12 protein-coding genes are annotated in these 12,147 nt (G+C 66.2%); 5 read left to right on the top strand and 7 right to left on the bottom strand.

Going from position 1 to position 12,147, the window contains the following annotated elements:
• Positions 1-59 precede the first annotated feature (59 nt).
• The 5 genes from DV709_RS08710 (at position 60) to DV709_RS08690 (ending at position 4,309) form a co-directional block, all read left to right on the top strand.
• Entirely contained in the window at positions 60-464 is a 405-nt protein-coding gene (locus DV709_RS08710) for a hypothetical protein (protein ID WP_117593699.1), read from the top strand.
• Positions 464-1,921: an amidase gene (locus DV709_RS08705; RefSeq protein ID WP_198665668.1), complete on the top strand. Its 1,458-nt coding sequence runs from the start codon at positions 464-466 to the stop codon at positions 1,919-1,921. The genes DV709_RS08710 and DV709_RS08705 overlap by 1 nt, the downstream gene beginning before the upstream one ends.
• Before the next feature lie 82 nt (positions 1,922-2,003).
• Entirely contained in the window at positions 2,004-2,846 is an 843-nt protein-coding gene (locus DV709_RS08700) for an NAD-dependent epimerase/dehydratase family protein (RefSeq protein WP_117593695.1), read from the top strand.
• 81 nt (positions 2,847-2,927) lie between these two features.
• Positions 2,928-3,257 carry a DUF7130 family rubredoxin-like protein gene (locus DV709_RS08695; RefSeq protein ID WP_117593693.1) on the top strand — a complete coding sequence of 110 codons (330 nt, stop codon included), beginning with the start codon at positions 2,928-2,930 and terminating at the stop codon, positions 3,255-3,257.
• 155 nt (positions 3,258-3,412) lie between these two features.
• Entirely contained in the window at positions 3,413-4,309 is an 897-nt protein-coding gene (locus tag DV709_RS08690) for a ketopantoate reductase family protein (RefSeq protein WP_117593691.1), read from the top strand.
• A 27-nt stretch (positions 4,310-4,336) separates the two neighbouring features.
• Here the strand turns inward: DV709_RS08690 and DV709_RS08685 are convergent, their stop codons facing one another.
• The 7 genes from DV709_RS08685 to DV709_RS08655 all read right to left on the bottom strand — a co-directional run bounded on the left by DV709_RS08685 (position 4,337) and on the right by DV709_RS08655 (position 12,044).
• Complete coding sequence (locus DV709_RS08685) at positions 4,337-5,884, bottom strand: sulfatase (RefSeq protein ID WP_117593689.1); 1,548 nt, start codon at positions 5,882-5,884, stop codon at positions 4,337-4,339.
• A 93-nt stretch (positions 5,885-5,977) separates the two neighbouring features.
• Positions 5,978-6,346: a NifU family protein gene (locus DV709_RS08680; protein ID WP_117593687.1), complete on the bottom strand. Its 369-nt coding sequence runs from the start codon at positions 6,344-6,346 to the stop codon at positions 5,978-5,980.
• 89 nt (positions 6,347-6,435) lie between these two features.
• On the bottom strand, positions 6,436-6,759 hold the full coding sequence (locus DV709_RS08675; protein WP_117593686.1) for a DUF5783 family protein: 324 nt from the start codon (positions 6,757-6,759) through the stop codon (positions 6,436-6,438).
• Between the two features lie 243 nt (positions 6,760-7,002).
• Entirely contained in the window at positions 7,003-7,431 is a 429-nt protein-coding gene (locus DV709_RS08670; protein WP_117593684.1) for a DUF7539 family protein, read from the bottom strand.
• Between the two features lie 107 nt (positions 7,432-7,538).
• Positions 7,539-9,347: an SLC13 family permease gene (locus tag DV709_RS08665; RefSeq protein ID WP_117594200.1), complete on the bottom strand. Its 1,809-nt coding sequence runs from the start codon at positions 9,345-9,347 to the stop codon at positions 7,539-7,541.
• 157 nt (positions 9,348-9,504) lie between these two features.
• Complete coding sequence (locus DV709_RS08660) at positions 9,505-9,744, bottom strand: hypothetical protein (RefSeq protein WP_117593683.1); 240 nt, start codon at positions 9,742-9,744, stop codon at positions 9,505-9,507.
• An 884-nt stretch (positions 9,745-10,628) separates the two neighbouring features.
• The gene (locus tag DV709_RS08655; protein ID WP_117593681.1) at positions 10,629-12,044 is read right to left on the bottom strand and encodes a DHH family phosphoesterase; all 1,416 of its coding nucleotides are present in this window, start codon (positions 12,042-12,044) and stop codon (positions 10,629-10,631) included.
• Between the last annotated feature and the right edge of the window lie 103 nt (positions 12,045-12,147).

The following is a 12,147-nucleotide window of genomic DNA, read 5'->3' as shown; positions in this document are numbered from 1 at the left end:
TTAGGCATCTGCACCAGGAAAATCTAATACGCTACTTCTTGTGCTAGTGATTTGCACGCATGACGAGATTCCACGACCCGACGTACACGACACACGAACGCGATTACGGGCAAGAGACGGCTGGACTCCGACGACGGACGGTGTTGGGCGCACTCGCAGCCGCGGGTTTCCTCGGTTCCGCGGAGGCGGCCGCCGCTGCAGAAAACGACGCCGGCACTGGCGATGGCGACGACTCTGCCGACTCCGCCGCCGCCACTCAGCAAGAGGACGTGCCCGTCGGAACCGACGCGCTCCTCGCCTACGTCGAGGCGAACTACGGCGACCAGTTGAGCGACGACCAACTCGACGCCGTTCGAACGCGACTCGCGGGAATTCTCGCCTCGGGCGGGGCCGTCGGCGAGTTCGACCTCGCGTACACCACCGACCCGGCGTACACGTTCGAACCGTACCGAGGTGAGGAGTGATGGTCGACGACGAGGTACTCTTCTCGACTATCGACGAACTGGGCGAGGGACTCCGAAACGGCGAGTACACCTCCCGAGAGCTGACCGAAGCGTACATCGAACGACTGCGGAGCGTCGGCGACGAGCTGAACGCCGTCGTCACCGTAACCGAAGAACGCGCGCTGGAGGCTGCCGACGAAGCCGACGAGGAGCTGTCGAACGGCGGCGGTGAGAACTGCCCGTTGCTCGGCATCCCGTACGGCGCGAAAGACCTCCTGGCGGCGGAGGGGTATCCGACGACGTGGGGGGCCGCACCGCTGCGCGACCAGCAGTTCGACTACGATGCGACGGTCGTCGAACGCCTCGACGAGGCCGGCGCGGTTCTCGTCGCCAAACTGGCGATGATAGAACTCGCCGGCGGGTTCCTCTACGACTCGGCCGACGCCACCTTCACCGGGCCGACGAGCAGCCCCTGGAACACCGACGCGTGGGCCGGCGGTTCCTCTAGCGGACCCGGCGCGGCCGTCGCGGCCGGTCTCGTCGGCTTCGCCGTCGGCAGCGAGACGTTCGGCTCTATCACCACGCCGGCGGCGTTCAGCGGCATCGCGGGCTTTCGACCGACCTACGGGCGAGTGAGTCGGTACGGAGCGATGGCGCTGTCGTACACGATGGACAAACTCGGTCCGATGTGTCGCTCCGCGCGGGGCTGTGACCACGTCTATCGGGTTATCGCCGGAGCCGACGACCGCGACCCGACTACGACCGAGCGCCCACCTACGAAGCCGCCGGCTCGACTACGGGGCAAAACCAGAATCGCGGTGCTGTCGAGCGCGGGCGAGAACGAGCAACCGGCCGTCCGCGAGAACTACCGGCGGTCGGTCGAGACGTTCTCGGAGTTCGCCGACGTCGAGGAGATTTCGCTGCCGGATATCCCGTACGCGTCCGTCGCGGGGACGGTCATCGACGCCGAATCGGCGTCGGCGTTCGCGGAGTTCGTCGCCCGCGGCGACGCGCTCGAACTCACGAACGAGGCCTCCCAAATCGGCGGCTACGCCCAGCAAGCCGTCCTCGCCGAGGACTACATCACCGCGAACCGCGTTCGGACCATCGCACAGCGCGAGTTGGACGAGACGCTCGCACCCTACGACGCTGTCGTCGTCCCGACGCGAGCGACGGTCGCCAGCCCCCTCGGGTCGCCGTTCGTCGACTACTTCGCCGAGTACAGCAGCACCTCGATGGGTGCGGCCTCGAACGTCGCGGGACTGCCGGGCGTCTCCGTGCCGAACGGGTTCGGCGAGCGCGGCCTCCCTACCGCCATCGAAATCGTGGGCCGTGCGTACGACGACGCGACCGTGCTGGCGCTCGCCGAGGAGTACCAGTCGCGGACCGACCACGTCGACTACACCGACCTGGTCGGGGAGTTCGACACTGAGTCGATGGCTCGCCTCGACACCGAACTCGGCATCACCGGCGACTGAGCGCGCGGTACCCCGCTCGACTCCTCTCGGACCCGCTCCCCGCCGCCCGAGAGACTATCACCGGCCGCGTCAGTGATAGCGCATGGACGTGCTCATCACCGGCGGCCACGGCGTCGTCGGGACAGCGATAACTGACCACCTGGGCGACAGCGACGAGTACGAGTTCACGCTGCTCGACGTCGAACCCGGCGACGACGAGAGCCCGCACGACAGCGTCGTCGCCGACGTGCGCGACTACGACGCGATTCGACCCCACTTCGAGGGCCGAGACGCGGTCGTTCACCTGGCGCTCGTACCGGGGACGGGCGGTCCCGACTCGCGCGAACTCGGCTGGTCGGAACCGCTCGCCGACAACCTCGAAGCGCTCCACAACGTCTACGAGGCGGCCGTCGACGCCGACCTCGACAGCATCGTCTTCGCCTCCTCGAACCACGCCGTCGGGATGGTCGAGGTGCGGAACGCGCCCGAGATTTACCACGACCGAGGGGTGAGGACCGACCACACCGAACCGCACCGCCCGGACTCGCGCTACGGGCTGACCAAGAGCTACGGCGAGGACCTCGGTCGCCTCGCCGCGGAGGCCCACGGCATCCGGTTCTACGCGCTCCGAATCGGCTCCGTCCGCGCACCCGAGTACGACCATCCCTACGGCGACGCCGAGCGCGGCGTCGAGGACGGCCGGTGGGAACGCGGCAGCGACGCCTACGAGGAGCAGGTCGCCCGACTCAAGGGGTTGTGGCAGTCGCGCCGCGACCTCGCGCAGTTGGTCGACTGCTGTCTCCGCGACGACTCCGTCGAGTGGGACCACTTCTACGGCGTGAGCGGCAACGAACGACGGTGGCTCGACGACCTCGACCACGCCCGCGAGACGGTCGGCTACGAGCCACGAGACGACGGCGAGGAGTGGGACGCGCCGCCGGAGTGAACGCGGGGTGGCCCGTCGCCGAGCGGACTCTCGCTGGTACCGTCACAGAATTTTATCCCCGTCGACGCTGAACGTTCGAATATGGTTGGAGATGGTGGCGAGACCCCCGACGACGTGTCCGAATCGGAACTCGAACGACTCGACCTGGGCGAGGCCGTCTACGACGGCGACGGCAACGAACTCGGGACGATCCGCGGCTTCGACGAGGGCGGCTTCTACGTGACGATGCGCGAGGGAGTGGAGGCGCTGAGCGTCGAACACGCCCGCGTCGGCCAGGAGTTCGGCGAGGGCTACCTCATGTGGCGCTGCACCGAGTGCGGCGAGATGGGAGAGATCGACGACGGCCTCCCCGACGAGTGTCCCAACTGCGGGTCGCCGAAAGAGGACCTCTACTACTGGACCGAGGACTGAGTTCGGCGACGACTCGCAGTCGAACAACAGCCGAATCACGACCGAACTGCGCCTGAATCAAGACCGAATCGTGCCCGAATCGCGCCGAACTGCGCCGAACCGCGGTCGTCCCCCGAACTGAACGCCTTTTTATCGACCGCTTCGAGAGGGGTGGTATGGACGTCGTCGTCTTCGGTGCGGGGAGCCTCGGCAGTCTCGTCGGCGCGTTGCTCGCGCGCGCTCACGACGTGACGCTCGTCGCCCGCGACCCGCACGCGAGTCGCGTCCGCGAGTCCGGACTTCGTATCTCCGGTGCCGTCGAGACACGTACCGAACCTCACGCGACGACCGACGGCACGGGTCTCTCCGCCGACCTCGCGCTCGTGACCGTGAAGGCGTTCGACACCGCCGACGCGGCAGCGGCGCTCGCGACCGGCGAGTTCGACGCCGTGCTCTCGCTGCAGAACGGCCTCACGGAGGAGACGCTCCGGAAGCGACTCGACGCGCCCGTGCTCGCGGGAACCGCGACCTACGGCGCGCGACTGCGCGAACCCGGCCACGTCGAGTGTACCGGCGTCGGCCGACTCGTCCTCGGGTCGCTCGACGGCGGACCCGACCCGCTCGCCGAACGAGTCGGGCGGGCGTTTCGCGCCGCCGATATCGAGACGCTCGTCGCGACGGATATGCCGCGGCGTCGCTGGACGAAACTCGCGGTCAACGCGGGCATCAACGCGGTGACGGCGCTCGCGCGAGTCGAGAACGGAGCGCTCGCCGACGGCGACGCGGCCGACGTGGCACGCGCCGCCGCCCGCGAGACAGCGCGTCTCGCCCGAACCGAAGGTGTCTCGGTCCCGAACCGCCGCGCGCTAGCGGCGCTCGACAGAGTCGTCGACGCGACCGCCGAGAACCGGTCGTCGATGCTCCAAGACGTCGACGCCGACCGGCGAACCGAGGTCGACGCCATCTCGGGCGAGGTCGTCGCCCGCGCCGAGCGGCACCGACTCGACGTGCCGACGAACCGGACGCTCGCGGCGCTGTTGCGGGCGTGGGAAGCGGGTCGAGGGCTGCGGTAACTTCCGACGCTCGGGGTCGAGACGCGGTTACTCCATGTAGCCGAGGTCCCGGAGCCGTTCTTGGGTCGTGTCGTCCATGTCGTCCAGCGCGTCGTCGGTCACTTCCACGTCGTCCGCGCCGGTCCACGCGCCGCCGGCGGCCTCCTCGAAGCGGGCGAGCGCCTGCTCCGCGGCCTCGATTCTCTCGTCGCCCTTGCCGGCGAGATTCGTCAACTCACCGGGGTCCTCGTCGAGGCGGTACGCCTCGTTGGGGATGCGGTCGATGCGGACGTACTTCGCGTCGGGCCGTCGAACGGCGCGCATCCGCGAGTAGAAGCGGGAGTCCTTCGGGAGCGTGACGCCGCCGGCTTTCGCCTTCTCCTCCAGTTGTTTGAGTTCGACGATCGGGCGGGAGTACTCGACGAACGCGTACTCGCCATCGGGCGACCCCCGCTGGCCGGGGTCCGGGGAGTCAGCGTCGGCGAACTCGCGGTACGACGCCGAGAGCAGCGACCGAGTCCGGTCGCGGGCGACCACGTCCTCACCGGGCGAAGCGGGCTCTCCGCCTTCGACGTCGAGGGCGTCCAGTACGGTGTGGTAGAGGTCGACCAACTCGACCTGGTCGTCGCGGCGACCGGTGCCGAGCTCCGGGTGTTTGACCATCAGCGGAACGTTGATGAGCGGGTCGTACAGGCAGAACTCGTGACCGTACAGGTCGTGCTCGCCGTGGAGCTCGCCGTGGTCGGCGCAGACGACGACCATCGTGTCGTCCCAGCGGTCGGTCTCCTTCAGCCAGTCGAACAGGCGCGTGAGTTGGTCGTCGATGTGGGCGATTTCGGCGTCGTACAGGCCGCGAATGTCCTCCCACTCGCCGTCGGTGATGTCGCGCGCGCCGGAGTTGTACTCCTTGGAGTTCTGGCACACCTCCGTCGAGTCGACGCCGGGGGCGAACCGCTCTCTGTACTCCTTCGGGGGGTGGTACGGCAGGTGGGCGTCCATCAGGTTGATGAAGGCGAACGACCGGTCGCTCCCCTCGATGAACTCCATCGTCTGGTCGATGACGGCAGGCGTCTTCGAGTCTGCACCCTCGCCGTCGGCGAGGTACTCGTGGGCGGTGTTACCCAAACTCACGAGTTTGTCGGCGACCGTGCGCAGGCGTTCGTTGTCGTTGAGCGTCTTCCAGGCCTTCGCCAGCGGTCCCGACAGCAGGTCGCCGGGCATCACCTCGAAGAAGTTGTTCTGGTCGTCGAAGCCGTCGGTGAGGTGGGTGTACGGCGTAATCCACGCGTTCGAGGAGTAGCAGGCCGTGTCGTAGCCCGCCGCCGACAGCGTCTCTGCGAGCGTCGTCGCGTTGTCGAGGTACGGCGTCTCCTGGTCGGCACCGTGACGACTCGGGTACATCCCGGTGAACATCGACGCGTGGACGGGAAGCGTCCACGGCGCGGGCGCGACCGCCTGGTCGAACACCATCGCCTCATCGGCGAACGATTCGAGGCCGGGCGTCGTGGGTTTGTCGTAACCGTACGGCGTCAGGTGGTCCTTCCGAACCGTGTCCATCACCACGAACAACACGTTCGCGGGAGACTCGTCGCTCATACCTCCCTCTCCGTCCGTAACGGGAATAAAACACGGGTATGTTCCGGCCGCTAAGCCGACGCTACTGCGGGACAGACGACCCCTAAAACGGAGTTAGAACGGGGCCTGCGGGCCTTCGTCGCTACCGCCGTCGTCGTCGCTGGTCGTCTCGCCGGGGAACGACGGACTCATGCCGCCGTCGCCGCCCATCCCACCGCCACCCATACCGGTGTCGGCGTTGACCTTGTTGATCTCGGGGATCTCTTTGACCATCCGGCTCTTGATGGCCTGGATGGTCATCGGCGAGATACCGCACCCGGAACACGCCCCACCGAGAGCGATGCTCACCTCGCCGTTCTCGCGGTCGAGATGCTGGATGGCGGCGCTGCCGCCGTGCATCTGAATCTGCGGGAAGTTGCGGCGCAGGAAGTTAGTGACGCGCTCTTTGAGGTCGTCGTCGGCGTCCTGTGGCTCCGTACTCATGTGCGCGGGTTGGCGGTGTGGCGTCTTATGCCTTTGGTTCGGAACGACCCCCGGTAGTCGAAACCGTGCACGTCGGCGTCGGCGCTCGCCTATTCCGGCCGCTCGACGCCGAACACGCGGTGGTGTTCGGCCTCCAACTCCTCGACGTACCGTTCCAGCGTCGCGTCCAGTTTCTCGTCGTCGACGACGACGCTCGTGAGGCGGTCGTAGGGGTTCTCGGGCAACCGGATGCGGAAGCGACCGTCCTCGTACACCGGCTCGGACTCGTTGAGAATCTGCTGGTCGATGCCGTGGATGAGCGTCGAGTCGTACTTCTCGTTCATCGTCTCGAACGCGCTCTTGTACGCGCGTTGCAGTTGCGGGAAGTAGTGGACGTACTTCTCTTCGAACTTCTCGGGGTCGAAGTCGGTCATACACGGGAGTCGGTCGGGGGTGCGCAAAAGTCGGACGGTCCGTGTTCGAGCAGTTGGACGGTCCGTGTTCGAGCAGTTGGACGGTCCGTGTTCGAGCAGTTGGACGGTCCGTGTTCGAGCAGTTGGACGGTCCGTATTCGAGCAGTTGGACGGTCCGTATTCGAGCAGTCGGACGGTAGGCGGGCCGAATCCCGTCTGGCCTCTCTTTTCCTTTCTCCCGAACAGACGCCGTCTCCGACGGCACTATCTCCCCTTTCGCTCGACGTACGCGTCGAGCTCTCGGCCGACGAGTTCCGCGACGCGTTCACTGTACGTCCAGAGCGCCGCGTTGAGCCGCTCCTCCGTCTCGTCGTCGAGACCCTCGCGCCCCCGGAGGACGGAGTCGTCGGTTATCTGCGGGTGGTAGACGCAGACGACGCCGAGCGAGGCGTCTGAACTCCCGGTACCGGCCGTGTGGATTCCGTACTGGTCGGTCCCCCAGATACCGTCGCCGCCCGCCCGTTCCATCGCGGAATCGAGTGCGTCGAGCGACTGGAGCTCTTCGGCGGTGAGAAGCGGGTCGTCGCCCTCGAACAGTTCGGTGTACGCCTCCCTCCGAGCGCTGTTCGTCCACTGCTCCAACTGGGAGCGTACCTCCACTACGAGTTGACGTTCGTCTGGAAACTCGGCCATACGGTGAAGACGTCGCCTGGTCCAATCAACGTTAGCACGATGCAAGGTTGGTGAGGCCGCGATAGCGTCGCACGGCCCGAGTCAGACCGCCCGTCCGACTCTCGGGTTCACGCGCCGACGCCCCAGAAGAACGCGATTCCGAGCACGGTCACGACCGACAGCAGCAACTGCAGCGGCGCGCCGACGCGGATGTAATCCGAGAACGTGTAGCCGCCGGGGCCGTAGACGAAGAGGTTCGTCTGGTAGCCGACGGGCGTCATGAACGCCGTCGACGCCGCGAACGTCACGGCGAGCACGAACGCGAACGCGTTCGCGCCGATCGACTGCGCGGCGCTGGCCGCCACGGGAATCATCAGCACGACGCTCGCGTTGTTGCTGATGACGCTCGTCAACAGCCCGGTCGCGAGGTAGAACACCCAGAGGACGCCGATTGCGGGCAAGAACGCCGCAGTCGAGGCGACGGCGTTCCCGAGCACGCCGGCGGCTCCGGTCTGTTGGAGGGCGATCCCGAGCGGGATGACCCCGGCGAGGAGGAAGATGACGTTCCACTCGACGGACGAGTACAGTTCGTTCGGCTTGAGCACTCCGGTGAACACCATCGCCACGACTCCCGCGAGCGCCGAGACGACTATCGGGAACACGTTCAGCGCGGGCAGCGCGACGACGCCGGCGATGATGAGGACGGCGAACGGTATCTTCTCGCTCCGATAGGTCACCTCGTCGAACTCGTGGGCGACGATGAAATCCTCGTTCTGGACGAGCCGGGTGAGACTGTCGGGCGGTGCCTGGACGAGTAGCGTGTCCCCCACCCGGACCTTGATCTCCTCGAACCGGTCGCGGACCACGTCGCCGCGGGTCCGGAAGGCGAGCACGTTCGCGTCGTAGCGCTGTCGGAACGCCGAACTCGACAGCGTCTCGCCGACGAGAAACGACCCCGACGGGATGACCACTTCGACCAGGACGGGCTCCTCCTCGTCCGGATGCAACTCGCCCTCGGTCTGCGGACGCCCGGCGAGCGCGAGTCCTTCCGCGTCCATGATGCGTTCGAGCGTCTCCCGGTTCGTCCTGAGGCGGAGCGTGTCGCTCCGGTGAATCTCCTTGCGGGCGAGCGGTTCGGAGAATCGCTCTCCGTTCCGAATCAGTTGGAGAACGTCGATGTCGAGTTCGTCGTCGCCGAGCGCCTCTTCGACGGTCTGACCGAGCAGCGAGGAGTTCGCCGGGACGACGACGTCCGCGAGATACTCCTGGAGAGCGTACTCCTCGACGAGGTCCTCGTCGACCGGCACGCGTTCGGGGAGCAACCTGACGCCGACCGTCATGAGATAGAGGGCTCCGACCGCGAAGACGACGACACCGAGTTTCGTGAACTCGAACATCCCGAACGCCTGTAGCCCGAGTTCGGGCGACTCCGCGCCGATTTGCGCCGCGATGTCGCTGGCGAGGATGTTCGTCGACGTCCCGATGAGCGTCAGTGTCCCGCCGAGCATCGAGGCGAACGACAGCGGCATGAGCAGTTTCGACGGAGACGTCTTCCCCTCGTGGGCGAGGTCGGCGATGACGGGAACCAGGATGGCGACGACCGGCGTGTTGTTGATGATTCCCGACACTGGTCCGGTGACGCCGATGGTCGCGGCGAGCTGTTTGCGTCGGTCGTCGCCCGCGAACGCTGCCATCTTCCGACCGAACAGTTGGACGATACCCGTTCGGTTGATGCCGGTGCTCAAGATGAGCATCGCCAACACGGTGATGGTGGCGGGGTTAGCGAACCCGGAGATTCCCTCCCGGGGGGTTATCTGCGTCCACGGTTCGAGCACCATCAACAGAACCATCAGCAGGATGGCGGTGACGTCGATGGGGAACCGTTCGGTCGCAAACAACACGAACGCGAGGAGGATGAGCGCGAAGACGACGAGCATGTCGACCGTCAACGGAGACGAAGCCACACCCTGGACTAAGGGGGCGGCCGAGGAGAAGGACATACCGAAACGAGACGGTTACGAGGGAAAAGGACTGGTATCCGCACGCCGACCATCGCTCGCTCTCTCACAGTCTCTCGACTCGACCGCCGGACTCTCAGTCCTCGAACTCGTCGTCGTCCTGTTCGTAGATAATCGTCAGTTTCCCGGGCGTCGGACGCCTCGCCGCGTCTCGAAGCGTCTCGAACTCCCTCAAGAGCGTCTGCGCGTCGTCCGTCCCCTCGCGGACGCTCCGCGACTCTTCTCGAATCGTGTCGTACGCCCGCTCTACGATGCGCCGGGCGGCGTACGAATCCGTTTTCGACTCTATCTCGAAGGTGGCCTCGTGTCGTGACATACCCGTCGTTTGTTCCCCACTGTGTTAACAGTCGCCTGCACCGAAGCGCCGTTTGGGAGGCGAGCGTGTATTTCGTATCACGGTATTTGATTTATGACGGCCGTCGCTTCGAGTTCCCGCCTGCCAGTCTCGGACTGTTTTCTGTCGACTTCTGGCCTTTTTTGCCCTGATACGACCGAATACTCGGAAACCGGGTCACAGAACGGCGCGAAACCGCCGCTACCCTTCGTCGACTGGGGACGTTGTGATACCGTGCGTAATCAGTCGGCGTACCGTCGATTTCGCTCCCGCTCGCAGCCACCAGCGAGTCTATTCGAGAGCCGTTTTCGCGACAAGTGGAATCCGGCGGCTCGACGAGCGAACTACTGCTCGCTCTGCGAAGAGTTGACATCGACCGTCCGAGATCGGGCGGGCGCTACCTCCCCGGTTCGCTTCTGTGCTACCCCGCCACTTCCTGTCCCCAGACTTCGGACGCCTCGTATCGTTCGCATCGCTACTCCGGCCGACACGACCGAATCTTGTCGACTCTATCCGGCAAATCGACTCGAACTGCCTTCGGAGGGTCCGAGTGACGACGCGACACCCGCGAGAGCGAAGGGTCGAGTTGACGGCCCCGAACGACGGGCGTCTGTTTACACTGTTTCCGGTGCCCACGTCCGGCAGGACAGCGAGGATGGGCCGAACTGGCCCGTCTCTTCCCGACAGCGCTCGTTTCTCGAACCTCCCCTGTTTTTACGAATGGTCCAAGATAAACTCTATATCGATATACCAATACTGCGGATCTCCGTGAGCTATCTCACAGCTACGAACCACCCCGTTCGAGACTCTCAGCTAGTCGAGTACAGCGGATAACACCGAACCGTCCTCGATTCGGCCTAACGCGTCTACCCCAGCTGTTCGCCGACGATACGGTCGACTTCGGCGACGAACGCCTCGCGTTCGCCGGTCGGAATCGTCGCCCCCGCGGCGACGTTGTGCCCGCCGCCGTCGCCGCCGACGGCGCGCGAGGCGTCGCGCATCGCAAGCGAGAGGTCGAGGCCCTTCCGCGTGAGGAAGTGCGACCCGCGTGCGGAGACTTTCACCTCCTCGTCGTTCTTCTCGGCGAACGCGACGATGGGTTTACTGCGGCTGATGCCGCTGGCGCCGACGGCCATCCCGGCGACGATGCCGACGATGGTTTCGCGGATTCGCGTTCCGGCGTCGAACCACTGGACGTGCTCTTCGACGGTCACGCCCTCGTTCTTCACCCACTGCAGCCCCTCCGAGAGGTTCCGGCGGTGGTTCCGCAGCAGTTTCTGCGCTCGGTCGAGCGCGCCGTCTCGGTCGCCCAGACAGACCGCCAGACCCACGTCGGCGCGGTTGTAGCGCGCCGTCGCGTTCAGGAGCGTCGAGAACTCGCTCACGTCGCGGAGTTCGGTCCCGGACTCCTCGTCGACGAGCGTGTACGCCGTCCCGACGAGCGAGTTGATGCGGTCCGCGGGTACGCCGCTGGCGACGGCGCGGCGAACGAGGGCACTGGCGACGGTCTGTCGCTCGTCCGCCGAGAGGTCGGCCCAGCGCCGCCACTCGCCGTCGGCTTTCAGGTCCAGATCCAGTCCGTCGAGGAAGGTGATAGAACCGGCGTGGTCGTTCGAGATGCCCGGGATTCGCACGTCGCTGGCGTACTCGAGCAGTTTGGGGAGCGGTCGCGTCTGCTTGCCGTACAGCGTGAGGTCGGTGTTGGCTTCCAGCACGCCCGCCTCGACGCCCTCTTCGACGATTCCCTCGTTCGCGCCGCGAAGCGCGCCGTCGGAGTCCTGCATGTCACCGACCGCACCGACGACGGCGAGCGCCGCCAAATCGCGGTTGTCGCTCTCGCTCCCTTCGAGCGCACGGGCGAGCACGTAACTCGCGCCCGCGCCGGAGAGCTCCGACGCACCGTCGATGCCGAACAACAGCGGATTGAGGTGGTACTCGGTGTCGGCATCGGCGGGTTGGTGGTGGTCGGCGACGACGGGCGTGAACTCGCCCGCCGCCTCGTGGTCGGTGATGATATCGAGTTGGCCGCTCCCGAAGTCGGTGAAAAGCACCGTCTCGTGGTCCGTCGCGGCGATGGCGGCGATCTCGTCGGCGTCGAGCTGTTTCGAGAAGACGGTGTCGAACGGAATCTCCGCGCGTTCGAGCGCGCTCGCGGCGACGGCGGCGCTCGTCAACCCGTCGGCGTCGATGTGGGAGGCGAGAAGCACGGAGTCGGCGCTTCGGAGTCGCTCTGCACAGGCCTCGGCGCGCGCGCGGAGTTCGGGGACGGGACCGGCGGACATCGACGGAGGATGGGTCGGCTTCGGGTTTAAACGCTCGCCTCCGCCGCGGGACGAGCGTCCTTCGGTTCGGCCGCGTTCGACGATGGCCCGGCGCTGATTTCGT

Origin of the sequence: Haloprofundus halophilus (assembly GCF_003439925.1) — an archaeon.
Classification (GTDB): domain Archaea; phylum Halobacteriota; class Halobacteria; order Halobacteriales; family Haloferacaceae; genus Haloprofundus; species Haloprofundus halophilus.
Note: the sequence above shows the minus strand (reverse complement) of the source record. Positions and strands in the feature narration are given on the sequence as shown.

Excerpts from the sequence above, each read along its gene's own strand:
- DV709_RS08670 (WP_117593684.1), bottom strand. The coding sequence starts at position 7,431 with ATGGCCGAGTTTCCAGACGAACGTCAACTCGTAGTGGAGGTACGCTCC.
- DV709_RS08710 (WP_117593699.1), top strand. The coding sequence starts at position 60 with ATGACGAGATTCCACGACCCGACGTACACGACACACGAACGCGATTAC.
- DV709_RS08680 (WP_117593687.1), bottom strand. The coding sequence starts at position 6,346 with ATGAGTACGGAGCCACAGGACGCCGACGACGACCTCAAAGAGCGCGTC.
- DV709_RS08700 (WP_117593695.1), top strand. The coding sequence starts at position 2,004 with ATGGACGTGCTCATCACCGGCGGCCACGGCGTCGTCGGGACAGCGATA.
- DV709_RS08660 (WP_117593683.1), bottom strand. The coding sequence starts at position 9,744 with ATGTCACGACACGAGGCCACCTTCGAGATAGAGTCGAAAACGGATTCG.
- DV709_RS08665 (WP_117594200.1), bottom strand. The coding sequence starts at position 9,347 with ATGCTCGTCGTCTTCGCGCTCATCCTCCTCGCGTTCGTGTTGTTTGCG.
- DV709_RS08675 (WP_117593686.1), bottom strand. The coding sequence starts at position 6,759 with ATGACCGACTTCGACCCCGAGAAGTTCGAAGAGAAGTACGTCCACTAC.
- DV709_RS08690 (WP_117593691.1), top strand. The coding sequence starts at position 3,413 with ATGGACGTCGTCGTCTTCGGTGCGGGGAGCCTCGGCAGTCTCGTCGGC.
- DV709_RS08685 (WP_117593689.1), bottom strand. The coding sequence starts at position 5,884 with ATGAGCGACGAGTCTCCCGCGAACGTGTTGTTCGTGGTGATGGACACG.
- DV709_RS08705 (WP_198665668.1), top strand. The coding sequence starts at position 464 with ATGGTCGACGACGAGGTACTCTTCTCGACTATCGACGAACTGGGCGAG.
- DV709_RS08655 (WP_117593681.1), bottom strand. The coding sequence starts at position 12,044 with ATGTCCGCCGGTCCCGTCCCCGAACTCCGCGCGCGCGCCGAGGCCTGT.
- DV709_RS08695 (WP_117593693.1), top strand. The coding sequence starts at position 2,928 with ATGGTTGGAGATGGTGGCGAGACCCCCGACGACGTGTCCGAATCGGAA.